Raw genomic sequence first — 26831 nt, forward strand, 5'->3', positions numbered from 1 at the left:
TTTTAGCTTCTCCTGAGCAGTCAGGGCAGGCTTCCTTTGCCGCTTAACTCGTTTTGGCGTTCAATACTCATCCTGATAAGAGTCTCAAAAATAGACTTTACAGACCCAAGATCAAGGTTGAGCTCGGTTGCGGCATTTAAAGCTCTGTTAATTACAACCTCATTTTGCTTCTGGTCATTTATCGAAGTCCCATTTATTCTTTTTGATTCAAGTACTCTTTCAGCCAGATTTACTCTTCTATCAATGAGGGCAAGAATTTCCCCATCAATCTCTTCTATTTCTCTGCGGACATCCTCAAGTTCGCTCAAGTGAACCCCTCGTTTTCTAAAGACATTGCGTCTCTGTTATTTATAGAGGTTTCTATAACCCTGCCTTCGATCCCACAGCTTTCCCAGGCCGACCTGAGTTCTTCAATCTGGTTTTCTTTGACAAGCGCAACATACGCCGGGCCCGACCCGGATAGACTTGCCCCTTTTACACCACATTCCAGGGCTCGAAGAATGCACTCAGTATCAAAACCAAGAGCGCTGCAGTAGAGAAAACCGTTTAAAGTCATTGCTTTTTCATACTCTCCTGCAAGTGCAAGTTCATATGCCATATCTATATACGGAGCAATGAGTTCTGAACGTTTAACATTTGTTTGTGAACTGAACACTTTTCTGTTAGGCGCAAAAATCAGGACTTTGGAATTGTATTCTTCTCTTTTAATCAGTTTCAATTCCCGGTTATCAGTGATCACAACTCCGCCGAAAAAAGAAGCACATGCGTCATCAAAAGATCCTGTTATGGTTACTTTTGCTTCTCTTGCAGCTTTTACCCCAAGTTTCACAGCATCAAGAGGAGGCATTGATTCACCTATAGCGTTTAAAGTTGCCAGCACAGTTGCATTGGCGGCTGCACTGCTGCTCTTAAGTCCACCTGCAAGAGGAATATTGCTGCTTGTTTTTACCTTGCCCCCAAGTTTAATCTCAAAGTGTTCAAGCACAAGTTCAACACACCTTTCAATAAGAAAAGTGTCTGCTTCAGGCATTCCCTCAATCGATCCGTGGACTTTTTTCTCGCGATCCGAGAGTTCCACCTCTGAATATGTTTTTAAACCAGTTCCAAATGCCGCACCTTTCCAGGTTGCAAATGCCGCGATAATGGTTCCTGCTCCTGATGCGCAGGCGTGCCCTTCAAGTATCATCATGCTGAGAATGCGCTGTTCTTTAATATTTTTTACTGCGTTCTTCACAGGACCCAGGTCTCCTGAAACGCAGAGCTCTGCAACATATTCATAAAAAAAGCGGAAATCCACAAATATAAATAGTAAAGTTAAATCACGTATATAAAAAGAGACTTCTAACTATTATTAGAAAGTTATATTTGAATCAGGAATAAACATTTCTAATTCCAGGTCTAGCAGATTAAATCAAAAACGGGGAATTATTATCGAAACCAGGAAAGTACAGCAGACAGGTGGATCTACTTACATTATTTCTCTCCCTAAACAATGGGCTGAAAAAGTTGGGATCAAAACAGGCACTAGAGTCTCCATTCAACCCCAGCCTGACGGAAAATTACTGATAAATCCCATTCTTGAAGAGCGGTCAATCAAAACAAAAAAGATTGATGTTACAGGCTGTGGAGCAAAAGCACTTGAGCGAGATATTATCGCTGCATATCTCCATGGATATGACAGGATTGAACTTTTCTCGGAAAGGATACTCGTCGAACAGAAGCAAACAATTAGGAAGGTATGCTACAAACTCATAGGTCCTGAAATTATTGAAGAAACCTCAAACTGCGTGATTATCCAGGATCTCCTTAACCCGAATGAACTTCCGATCAAAAAAAGTGTACAGAGGATGTTCCTTATTGCGGCGTCCATGCAAAAGGATGCGGTAAGAGCCTTTAAAACTATTGATTATGACCTTGCACTTGACGTAAGTCAGAGAGATGACGAGGTTGACAGGTTATATCTCCTGATCTCCAAGCAGTTTCGCTCGATTCTCTGTGAAGGAGGAATGCCGGGCACTACAGAAACAGGTATAGAGGAATACCACGAGTTCAGAATGGCGGCAAGCCCGATAGAAAGGATAGCCGACCACGCACAGAAAATAGCAAATACCGCCTCAAAGATGCAAGAGATCGTTGATGATAAGGTAATGGAAGAAGTCGATAAACTCAATGCTGCTTATATGGAACTTGTAAAACAGTCAGTTGAGGCCCTATTTGAAGCGAATACTTCTCTTGCAAATCAGGTAATAGACAACGTTGACAACATGCGCGCATGGGTAGAAGAACTGCATGAATCTATTCTGAAATTGGAATCCAATGAGATTATGATTTCACTCGGGACAGTCGTAGACAGTTTATCCAGAATAGGAGACCTTAGCTCCAATATAGCCGAAATTGCTATAAACATGGCAATTCGGGATAGATAAGCAAAATCCTATCTGAGAAATCAGAAACTCTTTCCAACTTGAAAATGTAAAGGTAAATAATAGATATTTCCAGGTAAAATTTCTATGTGTTTCCAGGTAAAAGCTCTCAAAAGTAATAAAAAAGTTAAATATATAACTAAGGTCTGAAATCGAAATAATAGGCTTAGCTTTCAATGCTCTGAGTTGCTCAAAAAATATATTTGAATTTATAAAACGATCTCAGAGTTTCTAAAAGATATATTGAAATATATAGAGGAAAAATGAGCTGTAAAAATTATAAAAAGAATTAAGTGAGAAAGACACTAGAAAAAATATTCTCATAAAAACGATTTATATTTTTAAGGTTGAATGAATAAAAATCGGAAAAAATATAAAGGAAAGTGCAGAACATCACTGCACATATAAAAATTTAGTACTAACAAAAAGAGTTCGTGAGAGCTCAAAGTCTTCTGGATAACAAGTTTTTTATCTCTGGATAAAAAGCTTTTTTATGAATGTGGTGAGGGAATCAGGCGATAGAAAGCAATTTATATTCTGGTGTTATTTCCACGGAGGCACTTTCTATTCTACCGTAGAAAGGGTCTTGAATTTCCTATTTATTCCCAGGCATACTGGAGAAGAAGAATATCTACAATTTCCCCCAATCCCCTCAGTACGATAAATAGAAGTTACTTAAGTGCATGGATCAATAGATTAAAAATTTAAGTACCAATGCGTAAAGGAAAGCAATCCGAGAAATCCTTAGGTACTATGCTTTTCCCAAGGAGGGAAGCCATGAATATGTTAGAACGATTTAAGGTAAGCTTTTCAAAAATGTTCAATAAACTGTTCAAGAAAAAAGGAGCATGCATAGGAATCTACGGCCCCCCCAATGCCGGTAAGACGACCCTTAGCAACCGGATCCTCAAAGATTGGGTCGGAGCCGAAGAAACAATGGGTTCTGTTTCTCATATCGCTCACGAAACCCGGCATGCCAAGAGAAGGAACGCAGTAAGTATTGAGTCCAATGGACATACAATCAGCCTTGATATTGTAGATACGCCCGGGCTTGCCACAAAAATCGATTTCCATGACTTCATGGAGCAGGGAATGAGTGACTCCGAATCCAAGAAACGGTCCAAAGAAGCAACAGAAGGCGTAATCGAAGCTGTCAAATGGCTGGATGACCTTGATGGTGTCATACTTGTTATGGATTCCACCGAAAATCCCTATACTCAGGTCAACGTAACAGTAATAGGGAATATGGAAGCCAGAAACCTTCCGCTCCTCATAGTAGCAAACAAGGTAGACCTTCCTGATGCCGATCCAGCTGTCATAAAGGAAGCTTTCCCCCAGCATCCTATGGTGCCAGTTTCTGCTCTTGAAGGAGTGGGAATGGACTCGTTTTATGAAGCTCTGGCAAAACAGTTCGGGTGATCTACATGCAGGGAATTCAGCTTGATTTGATATCCGAAGCCAGAATCTCTCAGATGGCTTCAATGGAAAAAGTCCGATACATAATCGATGAGGTACGGAAAGGTAAAATTCTTGTGCTTGAAAAGGGCCTGAACCCGATGGAGGAAGCAAAGCTTATAGAAATGACAATGTCAGCGATCCAGCCTGATGTTTTTTCGGGCATAGAGATGCAGAGCTATCCTGCAAATACGGATGGTTCATTACTTGGTAAAATTTTCAAAAAGCAGAGCAATAAGAGACTTACGGTAATAGGGCCTGCAAACCAGCTAAAAACCCTTAAAAAAGATCGGAATCTCATAAGTGCACTTGTCTCTGCAAGTAAGTAAACGAAGTGGAAGCAATGTGTGCCCAAAAGACCCAAGACGAGGAAGCTATAATATACCCTCCCCAGTCTCTAGGTTCCTTTGAGATGGGCAGGAATGATGTTAACTTAGTCTGCACTTACGGGAAAATTGCCGTATGGTTTGGACGGAAAGTTCCTGATTATATTATAGCGCAGATACTAATCGGAATTTCAAAAGTTGACCAGTCTACGGTTCATGAGTTTGAAATTGTCTGCAGTTTTGATGATATTACAGAATATGAGAGTAAAGGGTACACACTCGTGTCCTACGGAAAAACGGCCGGTGGTTATCGCGTAAATTATAGTATTCCTTTTTCCAATAAAAAAGCCCTTTTTCACTTATCAAAATTTATACTTGAAGAGCTCCAAAAAGGAGAAACACGTAAAGACTTTTATTGGAATGGGAATGACTGTGATATCCAGAGACTCTATCACGAATTTAAAAATAATATTGAAAACTGGGAACTGAAAACTATTAATTATAAAACTGAGTCGCAAACAAGCAGGTAATACCTGAACTGCTTGCATTGCGGCAAGGTGGAAAGAAAGCTTCCGAAACTTGCTCTGAAATCTGACTGTAAATATGAAGAAGGGTTTTGGTAAAAGTATTTCAGGGGCGTTTTTATCATTAACACAGGCAGGTAACTATTATTAACAGAGACAGATAAATATCATTAACAATAAGCAGGTAAATAAAATTTAATCAATTAATTATTATAGAATTAAGCATTTAACCAGGCACTTAACTCAATGTTTTTCGGAGAACTCATATGGAAAAAGTTCAGGTAAACGACTGCGAAGACGTACTATTATCAATGAGAATGATTTCAGTAAACCTAAGTGAAATAATCGATAAACTTGACAGAAAAGCAATAAAATCGATGATTCAGAAAATTCTGGAAGGCGAAAGAATCTTTTTGATGGGGGCTGGAAGGTCAGGGCTTGTTGCCAAAGCTTTTGCAATGAGGCTTATGCACCTGGGATTCAGCGTGTATGTGGTTGGTGAAACTACAACGCCTGCTGTCCGGCCAGAGGATGTAGTGATTGCTATTTCAGGGTCAGGAGAAACACACTCTATAGCTGACCTCGGAAAAATAGTAAAAGACATTGGCTCAACTCTCATAACGGTTACATCTAAAAAAGAATCTACATTAGGTAGAATCTCAGATGTTGCTATGATCCTTCCAAGCAAGACTAAAAATGACCCTGACGCAGGCGGCTACCTTGAAAGAAACATGCGGGGAGGTTACAAAACCATGCCTCCGCTGGGTACATCTTTCGAAATTACATCGCTTATTTTCCTTGATTCGATAATCTCTCAGCTTATTACGCTTACAGGTGCCTCTGAAGCCGAACTGAAGTCGAGACATACGAATATCGAATGAAAGCTAATCGCCAGAAAGCAGAAGGTAAATCTAAAAATAATTAATTTATAGGGATACAGGAGAGCCTAATTTGAAGGAAATAAAGTTTTCAGAGAACGTAGCCCGAATAGATACCTCAGGTATCAGGAAGATTTTTGAAGCCGCGGGCTCGGACGCTATTAACCTCGGGCTGGGGCAGCCTGATTTTGACACTCCAGAGCATATAAAGGCCGCGGCAATAAAAGCTATAAACGAAGGCTTTACGGGTTATACGGTTGGTCCGGGAATTCCGGAGTTAAGAGCGGTCCTGAGTTCCAAGTTCAAGGAAGAGAACGAGTTCTCGGTTTCCCCTGAGGAAATAATTGTAACTTCTGGAGCATCAGAAGCTCTTGCAATTGCCCTTGCAGCTCTTTTAAACCATGGGGATGAAGTCCTTATTTCAAACCCTGGCTTCGTTTCCTACAATGCGCTGACCGAAATCCTGAGTGGAAAAGCCGTAGGTGTTCCCCTTGCCGAAGACCTTACCATGAAGCCTGAGGCTGTGCTTGAGAAAATCACTCCGAAAACTCGAGTCATCGTTCTTAATTCTCCTTCAAATCCCACAGGCACAGTTGCAAGCAGGGCAGATATAAAAGCCCTGGCCGAGATTGCAGACGACCACAATATAACCATTATTTCCGATGAAGTCTATGAGTACTTCGTTTACGAAGGAGAACACGTAAGCCCTGCCAGCTATTCGGACAATGTGATTACTGTAAATGCGACCTCAAAGAGCTATGCAATGACCGGATGGAGACTAGGGTACGTGGCAGCCAGAAAAGACTACATAAGCCAGATGCTTAAGGTGCACCAGTACTTCCAGGCCTGCGCTAACTCAATCGCTCAGAAAGCCGCTTATGCCGCGGTGACAGGACCCAAAGACTCTATCAAAGCCATGCGAGAAGAGTTCAGAAAGCGCAGGGACGTGCTTGTAAAAGGGCTGAATGATCTAGGAATGGAATGTGCTCTTCCAAAAGGAGCTTTCTACGCTTTCCCGAAAGTCCAGAATTCCGCAGAGGTCGCCTCGAAATTTATCTCAAACGGTGTTGTTGTTACTCCCGGAACAGCCTTCGGAAGTGAAGGGGACGGACATATTAGAATTTCCTACGCGGCTTCAATGAAAGATATCGAAAAAGCCTTAGGCATCATGGAAAAAGTACTCTGAAAATTCAGAGATACTGCTCTAATAAAATATTCTTAGAGGATAGCTTAAGGAATATTAAAAATAATCTGAAGAATCTTCAATAATTTGGAGAATCTTCAGATAACTTTCAGATAACTTTCAGATAACCTTCAGATAATTTTCAGATAACTTTCAGACAACTTTCAGATAATTTTCAGATAACTTTCAGACAACTTTCAGATAACTTTCAGATAACTTTCAGATAACTTTCAGATAAAAAGAATATTTTTCTAGGATTTTTCTTTCTATATCTTTCTCTTCTTCCCATGTTTCTGCTGTCTTTTTCTTTTCCGGCTGTTTTTTTGGTGCGTTTTAGTTTTCCCTAAACTTAAATTATAGGCTCTTCGTTGTTTTGTGTGGATATCCTCATAATTTTCTCATAAAAACCAATGCGGGCTTGAGTTGAAAATCATCTTATCCATACGGAATAGCGAAGAGCCAAATTATATAATGGTTACCGTGAATGATCGCTTTAGTTTACACTTAATGTTTACGCGTTTTCCATGATATAATTAAACCTGCAATTATTACCGCTAGAAGTGATGGTATATGACTCTGGAATAACAGTTCTTGAGCTGAGTCGCTTTCTTGAGCTGAGTCGCTTCCTTGAGCTGAGTCGCTTTCTTGAGGCAAAACAGCGTTTATCATATTATTTTCTGGATCTACAACGTGAATATTCTTTTTACCATTCGAATCTGCGATATTGCCAGTCAATATGTTTCCCGTGCTGGAATTATTTAGATTTATGCCGTGATATGAATTATTTGAGGCATTATTGTAATCTAACCTGTTGTTGTTTGATTTTATCAAGAAAATTCCATTATTCTTGTTAAAATTTGCAGTATTATTGCACAGGGTATTACTGTTACTTTCTTGAAAATCTATACCATTCCAGTTATTTGAATTTGCTACATTATTAATGAGAGAATTCAGTTTTGATCCGGTAAGTAAAACTCCTGAATTGCTATTTAATACTGTATTACTGGTAAGATTATTATTATCAGATAAAGATAGAGCAACCCCACTTCCGGAATATGTAAAATTCACAGTGTTATTATTCAACTCATTATTATTGCTTAATTCATATAGATATATACCCTCATGATTAGTTGTGTTTATGTAATTATTGTACAGCCTGTTATAGCTGGAATTCCACAAAAAAATGCCGCCGATGCCACTCATATATGCACTATTATCTGTAAGTGTATTGTTGTACGAGTCATGTAGAAAAATGCCATAACCATTTGAATAGACATTATTTTCCGTTATGATACCGTTATTGGCCCCTTCAAAATAAATCCCGGCTTTATCATCTCCGTATTGATCTATTCCAGCGCCTGTTATGCTAAACCCGCGAATAGTTACGTTATCTGACACAATAGTAAAAACATCATTTTTAGAGTTAGCAGCCTTAACAACCGTATCAAGCGGATTCCCAGAAAGAGAACTGATTATTAATTCTTTGTCAACATATACATTTTCCGTATAGTTTCCCGGAAAAACAAGAACTGTATAGCCAGCAGTTGCATTCTTGATAGCATCCTGTATACTAGCGTAATCTGCTCCTTCACTATCAGTGCCTACTGTGATTGTATCTGCTGATGCACCTGAAATATTTGCCACTACGAAAAACACTATTAAAAAAACAGGTACTTTTTTCATGTATACCTCTTTTAGTTGATTTATGGTTAATCCGTTGATAAAGGTCTTTTTTGGAATGGTATTACTCCGTTGAACTTTCATAGCTTTCCTATACTTTTTTGCCGGGAAAAGTCACTTAATTCTTGATTAATTCTTGATTAATTCTGGATTATATCATCCTGCGTGGTAAGTGTGGTAAGTGTGTCTCAGCCGTTTCAAAGCTAGAACCTATTAGAATATACTAAACTCATAATTTAATTAGAAGAGTTTTAATTTATATTTAATCCTGGTTAGCTCAGATAGACTATTATAAATAGATAATATCTCAACAAAATTAATATACAGATACACAAATTAAAACTAAAAGTATGAACACTGATTAGTAAAATCGAAAGAAATAATTGTTATCAATACATAATTTTTTTACTATAAAAGAGGAAAATTAAAGAATGAAAACTCGATCTGGATATACAGGTCTCTCCTTCCATAAGAAAAGACCTTAAAACAAGTAAAAATCTGAATTTCAGTAGAGATTATGTGTCTATTGGTCCCGGATGTTTAAAATCACTTAATAAAATAGTTCTGGAAAAATATATGAACAAGAAAAATGTGCCTAAGTTGTTTGTACACAAAGGAATTTTTGCGCTGGTCTGCATTTTTTTGTTGCTGACTCCTGCGTCCATCGCTTCAGCAACGGTATCGGGAGGCCGGTTGACAAGTGGTTTTTATGAAATGTATATAAGCACAGCCAGTTTTTTTCTGACGGAAACCCAGATACCTTCTACGCTTCTTGCCGAGAATCTTTCGCTCCCCATGACAGGTACTCGAGACGGAAAAAACAAGCACCTTGAAAAAATCAGCCCCTTCTTACTTCTGGCAGCAGGCATTCTTGCGGGTTTTAATCCCTGCCTCCTTGCGGTAATGGCTTTTCTTGCTTCAGTTACCCTTGTCAAGCATGGAAAAAGAGAGGACATGCTCAAAATCACACTTGGTTTTTCGGCAGGAATCTTTGCCATGTATATGATTGCTGGAATGAGCATCCTCAGTGTTGTTAATTTCCTGCCTGAAATCCAGGAAAGTTTTATAGGAGCTTCAATTCTGATAATTGCCCTGCTCGGCTTCTGGCATATTTTTGATGGCTACTGGCTGAAAAAGCATGCGAGAACCACTTTCCGGACTCCCAAACCATTAAAAAACTTTATGGGCAAAATGGACCAGAACAGCCTTGTGTCGCTGTCCTTCCTTTCAGGAAGTATGTTTTCTCTGGTCAAAGCACCCTGCGTAGGAGCGATTTTTCTCTCACTCCTTAGCATCCTGGCAACAAAAACCGACATTGTCAAAGGAACGTTATACATTGGCATTTACCATATAGGGCTTCTGATTCCCGTAATAGCTCTTGGTCTCCTACTTGCTTTCGGACTCAGCCCGAATAAAGTCACCGAATTCAGGGAAAGATGGAGAGTGGAAATAAGGCTGACGACAGGAATCATACTGATATCCGTCGCCTGGCTCATGCAGCTTGGAGTAATTTAACTAGCTTGACCACGCCGGCCATGTTGCCGGGGTTTTTGCTCAAGCAGCTTTTTAAAAGGCTTGATTCTCAAATACAGTTTGTCACTTGCTTCCACTGAATAAGAAGCTACTGAATAAGAAGCAACTGAATAAGAAGCAACTGAATAAGAAGCCTTTTTCAGCAATAAGTTTTAAACAGGTTTTCCAGGAATATCCAGACTTTCTCAATCGAAGGAATGAAGATTCTTTCCGAAGGAGAATGTGCATCTTTGATAGTAGGCCCAAATGAAATCATTTCCATACCTTCATACGCCGAACCTATTATTCCGCACTCAAGCCCTGCGTGAATCACTTCAATCTCAGGCTCTTTCCCAAATGTTTCGGTATAGACTTGCTTGCATTTCAAGAGCAGTTCGGATTTCAGGTCGGGCTCCCAGGCAGGATATCCGGGCTCATGTTCAACCCATGCGCCTGCAAGCTTTGCAACTGCTTCCACTTTTCCGCTAATTTCAGCCAGCCTGGGATTGTTTGAACTGCGCTGGCTTGATACAATCATTACTTTGTTTCCAGCCGTCCGCACTGTTGCAAGATTATTAGAGGTTTCAACAAGCCCCTGAATAACGTCCGACATCCTATAAACTCCATGCGGCAGCCCCAGGATCATTTTTATAAGTTTGTCTTCAGTCTCTGGCGAAAAAACCCAAACATGAGATACTTCCCCTCTGGGGACCTTATCGTCTGCAACTTCAAAGATTATTTCTCTGCTAATTTCCTCAAGATTCAAAATAAGTCCAGGATCAGTTTTTGCATATTCAGCTTTAAATGCATGTCTGAGATCTGATATGGTTTCGTCGGCTTTTTCGAGTTTTTCCCTGTGGAGTACAATAAAGGCTTCTGCAGTACTGGGAATTGCATTATGGACACTGCCACCGTTAAGCAGGACAAGCCTTACATTTTCTGCCCCAAGCTTTTCCCTTAGTTTGGCCAATGCCAGAAAGAGTAGCTGTATCCCGTTTGCGCGCTGTTTGTTGATTTCAACCCCGGAATGACCGCCTTCCAGTCCCTCAACCGAGAGTCTGAAAAATTTGAATAAATTTTCTCTTTTAAAGTCAGGTTTTTCCCACTCAACAGGAAGTGTGATCAGCGAATTCTGCCCGCCTGCACACCCTATTACAAAAACGCCTTCATCCTCGGAGTCAAGGTTCAGAAGCCTTTTTCCTTCAAAAAAGCCAGTCTCAAGTCCTCTCGCTCCTGTCAAGCCTGTTTCCTCGTCCACCGTAAAAAGCAGCTCAAGTTGTGGATGCCCGATTTCTCCGTTCTTCCCCGCTTCTGCCAGTACCAGTGCAAGTGCAAGGGCAATCCCATCGTCCGCACCTATGGAAGTCCCATCTCCTTGCATCCAATCTCCGTCGCAAATGCTTCTTATAGGGTCTCTGGAAAAATCGTGCCCGGAATCCTTACATTTCTCGCAGACCATATCCATATGCCCCTGCAGAATAAATGTGGGAGAATTCTCAAATCCAACCGTTGCAGGGACTTTGATGAGCACATTGTTTAAGGAATCGGCTTTTACCTCAAAACCTCTGGATCGGCCCCATTCCTGCAGCCAGGTTGAAATCTGTTCTTCATGCTTTGAACGTCTCGGGATTTTATTGATTTCTTGGAAGACTTCGAGGATCTGTTGAGTTTTGGGGTGCATAGGAATCAATTTTTTATTTTTTTACATGAGTTATTTTTAGGGTAATTTCTAGGGTAATTTCCAAGGTAATTTCCAGGGTAATTTCTAGGGTAATTTCTAGGGTAATTTCTAGGGTAATTTCTAGGGTAATTTCTAGGATAATTTCTAGGGTAATTTCTAGGATAATTTCTAGGGTAATTTCTAGGGTTGTCTTTAGGAGTTATTGATGTTATCAGAGTTATTATTAGGTTGCTATTAAAGTGTTATTTGTTTAGTTTACGGATTCACATATTTTTATAATTTATTGAAAACTGTCATGTAGTTTGAATAAGTTTGCATAATATACCCAAATTATATATTCAGTTCGAGTTTTCAGGATTATGTGATTTATTGCTTTGTAATTTAAGGCAAAAATTCAAAATTCTAAGACCTGATGAGTATAACATAGTAATACCAATGTTTCGATACAAAAATGTAAACAACAAAAATGAGATAAGGCGATAGACGTTTTAAGTTTGCTTAAAATCAGTTAAAGAACTGGATTATTGCGTAAAATCAGATAAGGAACTGGATTGGGAGTCAGTTTCAAAATTTATATAAAAAGGTAATTCTCAAATCTGAATAAAATTACTTTCACCATTTTTATCCAGATTTGATCGATGATCCTCACGATCCTTTAGTTTTTACTTTTTTCTCATTTTTATTTAAGGTTTATTGATTTTCAGCGTATATTCCAGGTCTGGTATTTGTTGTCACTGTTATGTAATTTGTCTTCGTTACAGTACTGCCGCCTGCCACATTGCTTACTGTAAGTGTAACCTTATATTTTCCTTCCTGTAAATACTCATGTTCTGGATTCTGTTCCCTTGAAATTGTCCCGTCTCCAAAACTCCATTTCCACTTGGTCGGTATTCCTGTACTTTTATCAGTAAATTTAACGGCTAATGGTGCTTTTCCTGAGGTAGGTGTTGCAGAGAATGAAGCAACAGGTTTTGTTACCACATTTATATAGCCTGTTTTTGTTGCTGTGTTACTGCCTTTATCATTTGTTGCTGTAAGTTTAACAGTATAACTCCCTACTTTGGAATACTTATGCGTTGGATTCTGCCTGGTTGAAGTTGTTCCGTCTCCAAAATCCCATTTCCATTTAGTCGGATCTCCTGTGCTAGTGTCAGTAAAAGAAACAGTTAACGGAGCTTTTCCTTCAGTAGGATTGGCAGAAAAGTTTGCTACAGGAGCTAGTGAGAGATGACCTATAAACAGCCCGAAAGCAGATGGATTGCTTCCTACAGGAACAGTAGCTATAACAGTATTGGTTGCTGCGTCAATTACAGAGATAGTACTATCCCACTGATTCACCACATATACCTTTGTTCCATCCGGTGTGACTGCAACTCCACAAGGAGTGCACCCTACAGGAACAGTGGCTGTAACAGTATTTGTAGCTGCGTCAATTACAGAGAGCTTTCCACTATAGTCGGAGTTCGTCACATATACCTTTGTTCCATCTGGACTAACTGCAATCCCAAAAGACCATCCTCCTGCAGGCACAGTAGCTGTAACAGTGTCTGTTGCTGTGTCAATTACAGAGACAGTCCCATCATAGTCGGAGTTCGCCACATATACCTTTTTTCCATCCGGGCTAACTGCAACTCCCGAAGGTCCATTTCCTACATCTACCGTAGCTATAACAGTATTGGTTTCGGCATCAATTACAGAAACAGTGTTGCTGCCCCTGTTTGCCACATATACCTTTGCTCCGTCCTGGTTGACTGCAATTCCCTGTGGATAACTCCCTACAGGCACCGTGGCTGTAACAGTATTTGTAGCTGCGTCAATTACAGAGACAGTGTTACTGTCGAAGTTCCCCACATATACCTTTGTTCCATCCGGGTTAACAGCAACTCCCCACGGATTGGACCCTACAGGTATACTGGCTGTAACAGTATTAGTAGCTGCGTCAATTACAGAGACAGTATCACTGTCGAAGTTCGCTACCCATATCTTTGTTCCATCCGGGCTAACTGCATTTCCATAAGGACCTCCTTCTACAGGTACAATGGTTGTAACAGTGTTTGTTGCTGTGTCAATTACAGAGACAGTGTTATCCCCACTGTTCGTAATATATGCATACGTCCCTGCAGACGAAGCGCCTTGCTCAGTAGTTGCGGATGCCGCAGATGAAACAAAAATTAAACATAAAATCAGAACTGCTGATGCTAAGGCGGCTGATTGCAATTTTTTGTTAGTTTTCATTTATCCTACTCCTCCATTCTTCGTTATTCTAACATTTTTCATGCCGCAATTGTTTCTTCAAAATATAGCATTGATTTCGTTAGTAGTCTATTGCAAAAATCTCTTTACAATAGTGTATAAATTTACAAAATTTATTAAAAAACTTATATCTTGTCCTTTATATAAAGCACTTTCCAAAATTATTATATTTATATTATTAATTATTTGATTTGTTGAAACGAAGTACGCAATTTAATTAACATTTCATTATTAAAACAGTTGAAGGCTTTTTGTTGCTGTTTTTCAGCTGAATTGTAGATACGAGTTAAGAACACTTCAATCATAAGTACTAATTGAGAATTTCAAACACTTACAAAGAGTTAATAAATTAAAAGAAAGACCAATCACTCAAAATCGAAAAGAGGAGAATATAAACTAAGGCTAAAAGGGTTGGTTTTTTCATATCTGATTGATGATCATACATACCCTTTAGCCTTGATCTTTTTATCGTTTCAATTTATAATTTATTTATTTTCAGCGTATATGCCAGGTCTGGTATTTGTTGTCACTGTTATGTAATTTGTTTTAGTTACAGTACTACTGCCTGCCACATTGCTTACTGTAAGTGTAACCTTATATTTTCCTTCCTGTAAATACTCATGTTCTGGATTCTGTTCCCTTGAAATTGTTCCGTCTCCAAAACTCCATTTCCATTTGGTCGGTATTCCTGTACTTTTGTCAGTAAATTTAACGGCTAATGGTGCTTTTCCGGAGGTAGGTGTCGCAGAGAATGAAGCAACCGGTTTTGTTACTACTTTTATATAATCTGTTTTTGTTGCCGTGTTACTGCCTTTAGCATTTGTTGCTGTAAGTTTAACAGTATAACTTCCTACTTTGGAATACTTATGCGTTGGATTCTGCTTGGTTGAAGTTGTTCCGTCTCCGAAATCCCATTTCCATTTAGTCGGGGATCTTATGCTTTTGTCAGTAAATGCAACCGTTAATGGTGCTTTTCCTTCGGTGGGTGCTGCAGAAAAGTTTGTGAAAGGAGCCAGTGAGATAGGACCTATAAACTGCCCGAAAGCAACCGGACCATTTCCTACAGGCACGGTGGCTGTAACAGTATTAGTTGCTGCGTCAATTACAGATATAGTGTTGCTGTAATAGTTCGCCGCATATATCTTTGTTCCATCCGGTGTGACTGAAACTCCAAAAGGATGATCGCCTACCTCCACCGTAGCTATAACGGTGTTTGTTGCTGTATCAATTACAGAAATGATGTTGCTTTCTTCATTTGCCACATATACCTTTTTTCCATCTGGACTAACTGCAACTCCTAAAGGCCATTCTCCTACAGGCACGGTGGCTGTGACAGTGTTTGTTGCTGTGTCAATTACAGAGACAGTGTAGCCGGCATTCGTCACATATGCCTTTGTTCCATCTGGAGCAACTGCAATTCCAAAAGGAGTGTATTCCACATGTACTGTAGCTGTAACAGTATTTGTAGCTGCATCAATTACAGAGACAGTATTAGTGTTAAGGCCCGTTACATATACCTTTTTTCCATCCGGTGTGACTGCAATTCCATTGGCATTTTCTACAGGTATAGTGGCTGTAACAGTATTTGTAGCTGTGTCAATTACAGAAACAGTGCTGCTACCCCGATTTGCCACATATACTTTTGTTTCTTCCGGGTTTACTGCAACTCCAATTGGATAACTTCCTACAGGCACAGTGGCTATAAGGGTGTTTGTTGCTGTGTCAATTACGGAGACAGTTCCTCCATCAGTTTCTACCTGTTCCGTTGTTATTTTTGAGGATTTTGATTTCGCGTCAACTGATAGTGAAAGGGTATTTTCATAGTCCTCCCCATAAAAGTTCGCCACATATACTTTTGTCCCAGATGGGTTGACTGCAACTCCAGCAGGTTCGTATCCTGCAGGCACGGTGGCTGTAACAGTGTTTGTTGCTGTGTCAATTACAGAGACAGTACTGCTGAACTCATTTGTAATATATGCATATATACCTGCAGACGAAACGCCTTGGTCAGTATCTGCGGATGCCGCAGATGAAACGAGAATTAAAAATAAAATCAGAGCTGCTGGTATTAAAGCTGCAGATTGCAACTTTTTGTTAATTTTCATTGATCCTACTCCATTATTTTTCTTTTCTTTAATATTTTTAATGTAAACTGGTCTCTTCAAAATCTAGTACTGATTTTGCTGATCGTTTGCTGTAAAAATTTCTTTTCATAAAAGCAAAAAATCTGCAACATTATCTATAAATAGTGATGGCTTGTCCTTATATAAAGCACTTTCTAAACTTATTATATCTTTGTTAATATTTATTTTATATGTAATGCCAAACATACAATTTAATTAACAGTTTATTGTTAAAACAGTTGAAGGCTTTCTGTTGCTGTTTTTCCAGTTGACGAATTAATCCCAAAACTTAATATTTGCTTCCTGGGCCTTGTATTTTGAATAATCAATCAAGCTCATGATCATGAAAACAATTCTGAGAATTCCTAACGGACTTAAAAAGAGTTAATAAATAAAATCAGGATATCGTCTCCTGAAATTATTTAGCAGATTAAAAACTCTATGAAAGTTTAATGTTTAATACCTTATACAAGAGCAGGCAACACATAAGTTAAATTTTGTTAAATTTTGAGTGAGTTCCAACTTAATTTTAGTAGCGAATCTTTGATCAATTCCGAAAAAGCAAGTGCATTCATTTTATTTGGTAAAATCAAACTGTGCCGGATCACTTACTGTTTTTATTCCGGGAATCTGGACTTCTGCTCCCGCAAACTATCACTTTTTTCGGATTTTTTACATCTATCGGATTCTTTCCATTGTTCTAAATGCCAAAAATTATTGGAAAAGTATTTTAGTAACATCTACAATATATTTAGCGTGAAATTCCAATAATGGGAAGGATTTACATGTTTTTTGAGCCCGTGCTGATAAAATATAAAACTTATTTGAAGCGCTATTACGGGTTTTTGCGGCTCTTAATAATAGCTGAGAGATTTACCTTTCTTTTCCTGCTTATGATTTTATTCAATGCCTACGAGTTTGCTTATTTTCTTCCCGGAATGGCTACATTTTCTAAAACCCAGAACTACATTGACCCCTACAGGTTCAATATTATTTTAATGGCTGTGGGAGCGGTTATAATCACTTTTTTCGCAGTTGTCTGCGATAAATTGCTCAGGAAAAAAGGGGAATTTAACCTCATAAGCTTGCTTGAAAGGAACTTTCCGGGGCTCAGGACAAAGCTAGGTACGGCCTGCGATAACAACCAAAATTTTAACATAGTTACAAATAAACTTTTTCTTGATGTTCTCAAAGAATTAATCGGCATTGATATCAAAAAAATTGCTCCACTCAGACAGATTCTCCGCACATTTGTGATATTTTTGCTATTTAGCGGATTGATTGTTTTCTGTGTAGCTGAAGATTTTAGCTTTGACATTTCTCCAAGCCAGTTGAAAGAGAAAATTCCGGATTTACCGGCAGGAAAGGCAGCAGGCGATGTGGAAAATGAAACTGTTGATGATACCGAGTATGGTGTAGAGACTGTCATAATAAAAAACGGAGAACAGATTGAAATGGAGATCAACCCGAGCCTGGGACTTGGATTTACAAACCAGGTCGATTCAGAGACCGCAAATGAATTAAATGGAAGCTCAAACGGCTCTAAAAAAGGATTCAGGTACAGCCAGTCCTATAGTGAAGAACTGCCTGAAGAATATGAACCGCTGATAAAGCAGTACTTTGAAAAGCTCTCATCTTGAAAAAAGAGGAGTTCCAATGCGAGAAATACAGGAAGTCCAGCTTGAAGATTCGGAACTTAATTTAAAACCAACCTATGAAAAAGCATCTGAAATTTTCGAGGTTATTTTTAAAGAGATAGGCAATGCCATAGTCGGCCAGAAAGAAATGATAAGGCAGATCCTTATAGCCATGCTGTGTGAAGGGCACGTGCTGGTAGAAAGCAACCCCGGTCTGGGTAAAACCCTGACCATATCCACAATTTCCCAGATTATGAACATGAAATTCAGCAGGATACAGTGTACTCCTGACCTCATGCCTGCGGATATCACAGGCACTGACATAATCGAAGATGACGAGAAAGGCTCCAAACGCTTCAAGTTTAAACAGGGCCCGGTTTTTGCAAATATTGTCCTTGCCGATGAGATCAACCGCGCCTCGCCAAAAACCCAGTCTGCGCTGCTTGAGGCTATGCAGGAAAAGCAGGTTACAGTGGCAAATACTACATATCTGCTTGACAAACCCTTTTTTATACTCGCTACCCAGAACCCGATTGAGATGGAAGGAACCTATGCCCTGCCCGAAGCCCAGCTTGACAGGTTTTTGCTGAAAATCCAGCTACAATATCCGGACAAAGAAGAGGAGTTTGAAATTGTAAACCGGTATGCTGAGGCATTCAGACCTGCTGTCAGACGGTGCATAGACAAAGAGACCTTCCTTGAACTCCAGCAGATCACCCGGAGAATTCCAATTTCCAACAAACTAAAAAGGTACGCAATCGAGATCGTAAACCAGACCCGAAATCTGCCTGAACTGATAGAAGCCGGTGCATCCCCGCGTGCTTCAATAGCCCTTATTCTCTGTGCAAAAGCAAATGCATTTCTTGACAACCGGGGATACGTCGAAAAAGAAGACGTAGACGCTATGGTACTCCCTGTCCTTCGCCACAGGATTATTCTCTCATTTGAGGCTGCACGGAACAATACTACCAGCGATAAAATTATACAAAAAATCCTCGAGGATAAAAAACAACTGTATAACGAACGAGAGCGTGGCTGAAATTGGAGATAAGCACGGCTGAAATTGGAGATAAGCACGGCTGAAATTGGAGATAAGCGCGGCTGAAACTGGCAGTAAATCTGTCAGGAGGCCGGGATAGATATGGTCGGGTGTAATAGAAAATGGCAGGGAGTCGGGATAAGTATGGCTGGAAGTGTAATAGTAAGTGGCTGGAAGTATTGGACGGAGGCAGAGACAGGATATGGACGGTAAAAAACATAGGATAGATACTTCATTCCTGACTCAGCTCGACAGGTATGCACTCCCGATCAGGAACAGAGTAGCAGCCATTCACTCAGGCAGCCATCTCTCAACAAAGAAGGGATCCGGGCTTGACATTGTAGACCACAGAAAATACAACCAGGGAGATTCATTAAAGAAAATTGACTGGAACCTCTATGCCCGTACTGAAAAGCTGTATATACGCAGGTTCGAAGAGGACAAAAACCTGAACATGGTAATACTGCTTGATGCCAGCACCAGCATGCTCATTCCTGAAAATAACCCTAACAAATTCGAATACGCATCAACTGTAGCTATAGGAATTTCTTACATCGTAATGCGATACAACGACCAGTATATGATTGCAACCTTTGCAGAGAATGTAGATTATACTAAAGCCCTCAAAGGAAGAGATGAATTTCTTCGGACCATTGACAACCTCTCCCGAATCTCAGTCAATGGAAAAACAAAGCTTGCAGACTGTGCAGATTCCATATACCCCAGAATAAAGTCAAAATCAATGGTCTTAGTAATTTCAGATTTTCTGGATGATCCTGACTCTATCCGATATGCTGTCCACAGATTGTGCAGGCATGAACTCGTGCTTATACATCTCTATGACGAAACCGAGATCAACCTGCCTGAAACCGTAGACGGCACAGTCAAATTTATTGACAGTGAAACAAACGAAGAGTTCAGCATCTCAGTGGGTCAGGAATTCAGGAAGGAATATGCAGCCGAATTTGGAAAGCATATGGCTGAGCTGGATAAAATCGCACACGATTTCAAGATCCCCTATTTCAAAATCAGTATTGATAATCGGCCTATTGACACCGTGCTCACGGTCATAGGTAAAGGGTGACTCTGCCTATGGATTATGAATTTCCCCTGGGTCTGGCTGCGCTTGCAGGTGTAATTCCCCTGATTATTGTTTACTTACTTAAACCCCGCCCAAAACTGATAATCCTGCCTTCTTTGATGTTTGTCCGGAAAATCAGCAGGAATGCATTCGACTCCAGGCGTAAGCTCAGTAAAAAAATAACAGATCCGCTCTTCTTTTTACAATTACTTGCATTGATCCTCCTGGCGTTTGCCATTGCAGGTCCTCTACTTGAGAATCTTACGAAGGAGTCGGAAAGAGTTGTGGTTATTATAGACTCGTCTGCCAGCATGGCTGTGCCTGACAGAATCGAAGCTGCAAAATCCATAGCAATAGAAAGCCTGGGCAAGGAAAACACGATTATCGCTGCCGAAAGCATGCCTGTGGTACTTGGAAAAGCGATAGAAGCCACTGATGCTGAAGAGCTAATCAATAGTCTGGAAGTAAGGGATACTTCTGGCGAGATTCCTGAAGCTATTCTGACCGTTATAAACGACGAGGGAAATCAAAAAGCAAAAATTGTAGTCATCTCCGACTTTGAAAACTGGGCAGGCAAAGCCCCTGAAACATATATCAAAATCGCCAGGGCGAAAGATATGGAGCTGGAGTTCAGGCAGGTCGGCAAAGCAGCTTCCAATTATGCAATTATAAGCGGATATCTCAAAGACCAAAATGACGGGACCTATGAGTACACCTGTACTGTCAAAAATTTTAATAATGAAAGTGTGAAGCTCGATGTGCAGCTGGAAAGCAAATCAGGCCTGATTTCCACCCAAAAAATAAGCGAGCCTGTATCGCTTGGGGAATTCGGGACCCAGCAGATAAAATTTTCCAGTATTCCTCAGGGGATATCCACCGTGAAAATTCTCAATAAGGATGCAGTACCCTGTGATAATATTGCCTGGATTTCTATCCCTGAAATCAAGCCGAAACAAATGCTGATATTAACAGACCTTGAAACAACCCTTGACACAATAAACCCTGACACAACAGACCTTGACCCGGCAATAAGCAAATCTCCTGTGATTACGGCCTTGTCCCTTATGCCTGGCCTTTCGGTCGATGTACAGCACGACCTTCCACACGAACTTCTAGCAGGTGTTGAAAAATATGATACTATTGAAAAATATGATACTATTGAAAAATATGATACTATTCTCATAGATTGTGAGCATAAACCCCTTCCAGCTTCCACCATAAAGAAAGTCGTTTCTTACGCGCAAAGCGGGAAAGACCTGATAGTTATAGGAAACGGATGCCTGTATAATTCTTCAGAGATGCACGAGTTATATCCTGTCCTTCCTGTAGAGATCAACTCAATTGAAGAAGACTCCAGCCATACGATTGAGACCGCAGGGAGCGGTACAAAGGTTTTTGAGGGAATTTCATTTAACGAAGTGTATACTCGAAAATACCTGGCTGCGGTTCCGCGTGAAAATTCCCTGGTGCTTGCCGGACTCAAAGGAGCGGGGCCTGTAGTCTGTACCTGGAAGATTAACAACGGGACAGCAACTTATGTGGGGATTAGCGATACTACTGGAAATGATGCGTGGAACAATTTCCCTACGGTTCCCACGTATCCGGTATTCTGGGTAAAGCTTCTCAAATACTTATGGGGAGTCGGGGACATCAGTGAAACAAATGTAAATACAGGTGGATACGAGGCGTTTGACCAGAATGTCAGAGTCAAAACCCCCGGGGAAACGATCAGCAATAAATTCGTTTACTACGATAAATGCGGGCTTTATGAGCTGAACCAGAAAACCGTTGCAGCTAACCTCTATGATTCCACGGAGTCAAATACCTTTACTGAGAATCGATTAAATCTGACAGGTGAGAGCAAAGATATACAGAAAGAAGACCTGTATACGAAATCACCTGACAAACTCCGAAAATACCTTATTTACGCCCTTCTGCTCCTTCTTGTTCTTGAGAACGTGCTCATGTTCAGGAGGAGAATAATATGAGCTTTGATTTTATGAGTTTTGATTTTATGAGCTTTGATTTTATGAGTTTTGATTTTATGAGTTTTGGTTTTCTATATAAATCCGAGTTGCTTCTCCTCCTGCCTCTTGCGGTTTTCCTGCTTTTCGGACTGGGAAAAAAAGCCAGTAAAAAACATCTGTTTTTTCATGTACTTGTTGCATTCCTCCTGATCCTGGCACTCGCAGCTCCGTATTCCGCAGAGATAACTTCCCCAAAGACCAATCAATCCAGGATAACCATAATTTCGGATGAAACCGCAAGTATGGAACTGCTTCAGAAGGGAGTTCCGCAGGATATATTAGAGAAACTTAGCGGCAAAGTTCCTGTTACGGTTACAAGCATTTCAGGCTCGCAGACTTCGCTTGGGGATACTATTCTGCAGCAGGCATCACCTGAAAATTATGTGCTTATAGTTTCTGACGGGCAGAGCAACTCAGGTACTTCAATTGAAGACGCACTTTCCTACTGCTACAAAAATGGCTTTCCTGTAGCTGCACTTATTCCTGATGCGGTTAAAGAAGACCTCAGCGTAGAGATTGAAGGAGAAAACGAACTTGTAATCGAAAATGAGGCTCCTTTCAAGGTTCATGTCCGTAAGTCAACTGAAAATGAAATGAAGTATGAGCTGAGAGTTACGGTTGACCGTAAGCAGGTGATGGAAAAGAAGGTTACCCAGACCGGGAGGATAGAAAGTTTTGATTTCAACCATACATTCGATACACTGGGACCGCATACGATAAAAGCAACACTTCATCCCGCAAGCATAAACGTTAAAGGTCTTGATTATTTTGAGAATAATAACCAGTACATGAAAGGTGTATATGTAACGCCAAAACCGAAAGTACTTTTTGTGACCGATGAACCTGATTCGCCTCTGGCAGCTATACTTAATGAGGTTTATGAAGTACATACTGCACGGTCATCTGGCTCCCTTTCATCTGGTTCCCTTTCATCTGATTCTCTTAACGGCATGGATGCAGTTATAATCGACAATCAGGCAGTATCGACAATTTCAAGTTCGGAAGTTGAAGTCCTCAGGAAGTATATCATTAATGGCGGCGGCATGGTAGTGGTCGGAGGAGATGCTTCTTTCGATTATCCTGCCGAAAATACATATCAAAATACGCAATTCGAGGAACTTCTGCCTGTTACATCCAGCCCTTCAAACTGGAGAGGCGGCAGGAATATTGTCCTGATGCTTGATGTCTCGCCGAGCACTCTGCAAAGTAACAAAATTGGAGGGCGTGTTTTAGATGACATACTTTCCAATGCTATTGTGCTTCTTGAAAACGAGCACCTGAAAGATGCGAGAGTGGATGTTATCACATTCGGGAGCAAAGGACAGGACATTACAGACGGGTTTGTGGACATGTCCAAAGAATCGAATAGAGTGTGGCTTGAAGGCGAGATCAGCAAAATCACCCCTTCAGGAGACTCGACATCACTTGAACGAGGAATGTTAACTGCACGCAGCCTGCTTAGAGGACAGAACAGCAGTTCAGATGCTGAAATTATAATCGTTTCTGATGGTGGGATAGGCAATAAATACGAGGGTGATGAAACGTTTGAACAGGCGGTAAGCTGTGCGGATTCGCTTCGGGAAGAGGAAATTGGCATCCATTTTGTCCATATCCACTCTCCAAGCACTGAGCGCCAGGTCAATCCCAATGGCAATTATTACGCTTACCTCCTGATGAATAAAATCGGTTTATCGAAAAATTATAACAGGATTGAACCGGGACAGCGGGTAAATGTCAGTTTTTCTGCGAGATCGGATGAGTCTGAGGAGATAGAAGACGATTATTCCAGTGGTGCACTGATTGTCTATGACCCCAGGCATTTCATTACAAAGGAAATCTCCGAAATTCCCTGTGATCTTCTGGGCTACAATGAAGTAAGCCCAAAGCCGGAAGCAAACCGTCTTGTAACAACCAGGCTGGGAAAACCCGTAATCACAGTCTGGAGACTTGGCCTTGGCCGGGTTGCAGCTATTACAACTGACAATGGATACGGTAATGGAATTCCTTGGGCTCATGCGCTGTACTCCGGAAACGACAGTCTTGTGATTACAAGAACCCTGAACTGGGCAGTTGCGGATATCGAGATGTACGAGAGCCTCCAGTTAAAAATTCCTGACCTTAAAATAAACCAGCAGGGCAGGGTCCTTATTACAACCAGGGAAGAAGGAATTCCTGAGCTTTATTTTGACAAAAAGCCTATGGAAATAACACCTCTCGGAAACAATATGTACGAATCATATGTCACCCCAACCACCTTTGGACTCCATAAAATATCCGAAAAGCCTGCTGGCGTAAATCATACTGAGGAATTTATACCTGAAAGCTTCGGCATCGAAGATATTTCATGGAGACCTGCCTCTGCGAACTGCCCTGATGAGTATATGCATGTAGGCGAAAACCCATTATTCCGAACAGCCCTGCTCGAAAACGGCGGAAAAATTTATACAGCAGCCGATATTTATTCCCGGATAACAACCGATTCCATGACCCGTACCGAAAAGAAAGCCGTGGCAAAAATAATGTATACTAAATATATCCTTGTGCTTGCCTTTCTCATATATCTGATATATACGGTATATCACACCTATAACACCCGTATGAAGTAAGCTGTATTCCAGGTTGATTTTCATCTGCATAAGGCCAATTTCATCTGCAATTACTTTACCTGTATTCTTTTATTCTGGAACTTTCTTTCAGAGACTTTTTAATATCGTCTGGGACCGTCAAAATATAACATGGATTCCGATAACAGTTGACCGTCATCTTTCAAAAAACAAGAAAACAATAAAAAATCTTGAAAATAATAAAAAGTCTCTTCTTTAATTCTGAAATAATATTCTCTTATATCTTACTAAAAATTTTGAGTTGTTTCAGAGCGTAGTTTACAAGATTGTACGATCATTAAATTAATGAAACAAGCGTTTGTTTAATGAACTAAAGTTAGCAAGATACACAAAAAAAGAGAAATAAAATAAGGTTAACTGTTAAAAATATTATATACAATAACTGTGTAGTATAAATTGCGTTCTCATCTCTTTAACACCCCACTAGCAAAGAGCACCTACTCCAGAACATTACTCCACAATAAGGGATATAGAAAGAGAAATTCGCAACGATGAGTCAAGTACCTCAATACCTCTTCCCCAACTATAATAAAGTGAGTCTCTTGAATACCGTTCGGAACTCCCAGGTTTTTTCGGATGAGAACGCTACCTCATTTTATAAAAAATTTTTAAGAACGTTACAAGTACCTTTTATCTGGGCGACATCCGAGTCCTTCGCTCGCTTTCCGTCATCCGAGTTCGTTATTTGAGCATTGTATGCCAGTTCAAATTAATTATTCCTGGCAACAATACTTTGATATTGTACTTGAATCATTCTTAAGTATATCCGGCATCAATGCAAGGAGAGTTTGGCTCCAAACGATAATCGTGTATACTCTGGTTTACAAAGAGAGGATCTGCATAGATGTCTGTACTTGATGTGCAGTTTCGGTAGTTACCTGCAGAGTTATTGTACAAACAGTTATTTTCCAACACAAAAGTGTGTGTTTCAGGTAGATAATTGATTACTGCATATCCGGTTCCCTCAGGGTCTGTTTTGCACTTCTGAGTATTTACGATTATGTTGTTACGAACAACTGTTGTGTATTTTGTGCCTATGGATGAAAGACTGAGACGAGCTTCATAGGTAGGAGAAACGTGGGATCCTGTAGGTAACATATGAATAATTGCCGCATTATACACCCCGTCAAAGATATTGTTTTCGATGAGAGTATCGTAAAACCCACTTGTTATTATACCTCCTACCAGGTCAATATTTGGGTTCATGCCAGTATTATAAAAGATATTATTAAAAATATGGACATTCTGGGCTTCTTCCCTGGGATAAGAATCTAACCAACCTATTAACCAGATTCCAGACCCATAAGTATCATGGATAGTATTGTTATATATTTCTACATCGTTAACGACACCTGTTGTTTTTTCAACCATAATGCCAGAACCACCTGCACTCCAGTGATAAAAGGAATCGATTACGTTATCATGAAACTTCACATGATTTGAATTTAAAACTCTAAGACCACAATCCGTTCTGATGGTTATTTTATTGTCCCATGTCTCTAAATTCTGACAATCTTCTGCAAAAAAAGCATTGTGGCCCGTTTTATACACAGAGTTATTGTAAAATTGAACCTTGGAACTGTGGTCTATTTTCAATCCGTCTCCGTGTCCATCGTGCATGTACATATCATGAACTTGAATGTCCGTGGAATTGCAGAACTGGATCATATTGTAAAATCCATATCCATTCGTTTTATCTAGATTATTGTCATGGTTTCCGTCTATTTCAAACCCTTTTATAGTTACTCCATTTATTTTGTTACTGTCCATCTGAGTTATCAGTGGCTTATCAACTGCCCAGCCCGCGTTGTCTATAAGTTTAATTACAGCTGTAGGATCGCCTTCCAGGGTCGTGTTATTTCCAATAAAAATACTATCCGAGATGACGTATGTATATGGGCCTTTTAAATGAACAGTTGTAAACTGAGGATCTTCCGCAACATATTTAAGAGCTTGATTTATCTCGACCTGATCATCAATTCCATCGCAGTTGAAGTCTCCACTTCCATCTCCAGTTACAGACACCGTCTTATTCTGTATGAGGTTACCATAGCATAGATTATCCAAATATAATGGATTGTATGTGGTATTATTTTCCGTCATTGTAGCCGTACTATTTTGTTCAGTAACTGCAGATGTCGTAGATGAAAAGAAAATTAGGAATAAAATCAGAATTGACGACATTAAGTTTACTGAAAAATACTTGTCCACCCGTTTCATTATTATATGCCCTGATCATTTATTCTTTATTAAAAAATATTGATATTATTTTGGAAAATTATATAGTTAAACTTTTCCATTAAAGAACAGTATTTTAATATTAATATAATTTAAGAGAATTTATAGTATTGTTTTAAATTTGCTGTAAAATAAAAGTCAATATTT

19 protein-coding genes are annotated in these 26831 nt (G+C 39.9%); 12 read left to right on the top strand and 7 right to left on the bottom strand.

Going from position 1 to position 26831, the window contains the following annotated elements; all coding sequences use genetic code 11:
• Positions 1-20: 20 nt before the first annotated feature.
• The gene (locus MSVAZ_RS09805) at positions 21-308 is read right to left on the bottom strand and encodes a chorismate mutase (RefSeq protein ID WP_048120597.1); all 288 of its coding nucleotides are present in this window, start codon (positions 306-308) and stop codon (positions 21-23) included.
• On the bottom strand, positions 305-1186 hold the full coding sequence (locus MSVAZ_RS09810) for a shikimate kinase (protein ID WP_048123871.1): 882 nt from the start codon (positions 1184-1186) through the stop codon (positions 305-307). Before MSVAZ_RS09810 ends, MSVAZ_RS09805 begins: the two co-directional genes overlap by 4 nt.
• A gap of 601 nt (positions 1187-1787) precedes the next feature.
• Between MSVAZ_RS09810 and MSVAZ_RS21695 the strand changes: the two genes are divergently transcribed.
• The 6 genes from MSVAZ_RS21695 to MSVAZ_RS09840 all read left to right on the top strand — a co-directional run bounded on the left by MSVAZ_RS21695 (position 1788) and on the right by MSVAZ_RS09840 (position 6792).
• A complete protein-coding gene (locus MSVAZ_RS21695; RefSeq protein ID WP_332310011.1) occupies positions 1788-2426 on the top strand; it encodes a phosphate uptake regulator PhoU in 639 nt (212 codons plus the stop codon).
• Positions 2427-3200: 774 nt separating this feature from the next.
• Positions 3201-3842, top strand: coding sequence for an Era-like GTP-binding protein (locus MSVAZ_RS09820; protein ID WP_048123872.1), 642 nt, complete (start codon positions 3201-3203; stop codon positions 3840-3842).
• Positions 3843-3847: 5 nt separating this feature from the next.
• Positions 3848-4207, top strand: a complete 360-nt coding sequence (locus MSVAZ_RS09825; RefSeq protein ID WP_048120601.1) for a DUF2073 domain-containing protein — start codon at positions 3848-3850, stop codon at positions 4205-4207.
• A 14-nt stretch (positions 4208-4221) separates the two neighbouring features.
• Entirely contained in the window at positions 4222-4734 is a 513-nt protein-coding gene (locus MSVAZ_RS09830) for a hypothetical protein (RefSeq protein WP_048120603.1), read from the top strand.
• Positions 4735-4994: 260 nt separating this feature from the next.
• On the top strand, positions 4995-5609 hold the full coding sequence (hxlB, locus tag MSVAZ_RS09835; protein WP_048120605.1) for a 6-phospho-3-hexuloisomerase: 615 nt from the start codon (positions 4995-4997) through the stop codon (positions 5607-5609).
• Between the two features lie 70 nt (positions 5610-5679).
• Positions 5680-6792, top strand: a complete 1113-nt coding sequence (locus MSVAZ_RS09840) for a pyridoxal phosphate-dependent aminotransferase (RefSeq protein ID WP_048120606.1) — start codon at positions 5680-5682, stop codon at positions 6790-6792.
• Between the two features lie 501 nt (positions 6793-7293).
• Here the strand turns inward: MSVAZ_RS09840 and MSVAZ_RS09845 are convergent.
• Positions 7294-8472: a right-handed parallel beta-helix repeat-containing protein gene (locus MSVAZ_RS09845; RefSeq protein WP_198146734.1), complete on the bottom strand. Its 1179-nt coding sequence runs from the start codon at positions 8470-8472 to the stop codon at positions 7294-7296.
• Positions 8473-9045: 573 nt separating this feature from the next.
• Here MSVAZ_RS09845 and MSVAZ_RS09850 point away from each other — a divergent pair.
• Entirely contained in the window at positions 9046-9984 is a 939-nt protein-coding gene (locus MSVAZ_RS09850; RefSeq protein ID WP_232316048.1) for a cytochrome c biogenesis CcdA family protein, read from the top strand.
• Positions 9985-10141: 157 nt separating this feature from the next.
• Here MSVAZ_RS09850 and MSVAZ_RS09855 read toward each other — a convergent pair whose 3' ends face one another.
• The 3 genes from MSVAZ_RS09855 to MSVAZ_RS18855 all read right to left on the bottom strand — a co-directional run bounded on the left by MSVAZ_RS09855 (position 10142) and on the right by MSVAZ_RS18855 (position 16020).
• Complete coding sequence (locus MSVAZ_RS09855; RefSeq protein ID WP_048120609.1) at positions 10142-11662, bottom strand: aminoacyl-histidine dipeptidase; 1521 nt, start codon at positions 11660-11662, stop codon at positions 10142-10144.
• Positions 11663-12352: 690 nt separating this feature from the next.
• Complete coding sequence (locus MSVAZ_RS21240; RefSeq protein ID WP_052725406.1) at positions 12353-13897, bottom strand: PKD domain-containing protein; 1545 nt, start codon at positions 13895-13897, stop codon at positions 12353-12355.
• Between the two features lie 503 nt (positions 13898-14400).
• The gene (locus MSVAZ_RS18855) at positions 14401-16020 is read right to left on the bottom strand and encodes a PKD domain-containing protein (protein ID WP_052727942.1); all 1620 of its coding nucleotides are present in this window, start codon (positions 16018-16020) and stop codon (positions 14401-14403) included.
• Between the two features lie 803 nt (positions 16021-16823).
• Between MSVAZ_RS18855 and MSVAZ_RS09870 the strand changes: the two genes are divergently transcribed.
• The 5 genes from MSVAZ_RS09870 to MSVAZ_RS09890 all read left to right on the top strand — a co-directional run bounded on the left by MSVAZ_RS09870 (position 16824) and on the right by MSVAZ_RS09890 (position 24428).
• Positions 16824-17678, top strand: coding sequence for a hypothetical protein (locus MSVAZ_RS09870; RefSeq protein ID WP_048120611.1), 855 nt, complete (start codon positions 16824-16826; stop codon positions 17676-17678).
• Positions 17679-17694: 16 nt separating this feature from the next.
• Positions 17695-18714, top strand: coding sequence for an AAA family ATPase (locus MSVAZ_RS09875; protein ID WP_048123876.1), 1020 nt, complete (start codon positions 17695-17697; stop codon positions 18712-18714).
• A gap of 202 nt (positions 18715-18916) precedes the next feature.
• A complete protein-coding gene (locus tag MSVAZ_RS09880; RefSeq protein ID WP_048120613.1) occupies positions 18917-19798 on the top strand; it encodes a DUF58 domain-containing protein in 882 nt (293 codons plus the stop codon).
• An 8-nt stretch (positions 19799-19806) separates the two neighbouring features.
• Positions 19807-21783 carry a BatA domain-containing protein gene (locus tag MSVAZ_RS09885; RefSeq protein WP_048120619.1) on the top strand — a complete coding sequence of 659 codons (1977 nt, stop codon included), beginning with the start codon at positions 19807-19809 and terminating at the stop codon, positions 21781-21783.
• On the top strand, positions 21780-24428 hold the full coding sequence (locus tag MSVAZ_RS09890) for a vWA domain-containing protein (protein WP_232316049.1): 2649 nt from the start codon (positions 21780-21782) through the stop codon (positions 24426-24428). The genes MSVAZ_RS09885 and MSVAZ_RS09890 overlap by 4 nt, the downstream gene beginning before the upstream one ends.
• A gap of 774 nt (positions 24429-25202) precedes the next feature.
• On the opposite strand, the gene MSVAZ_RS09900 is transcribed toward MSVAZ_RS09890, so the two are convergent.
• Positions 25203-26471, bottom strand: coding sequence for a right-handed parallel beta-helix repeat-containing protein (locus MSVAZ_RS09900; RefSeq protein ID WP_394297468.1), 1269 nt, complete (start codon positions 26469-26471; stop codon positions 25203-25205).
• Between the last annotated feature and the right edge of the window lie 360 nt (positions 26472-26831).

The organism is Methanosarcina vacuolata Z-761 (assembly GCF_000969905.1).
Lineage (GTDB): Archaea > Halobacteriota > Methanosarcinia > Methanosarcinales > Methanosarcinaceae > Methanosarcina > Methanosarcina vacuolata.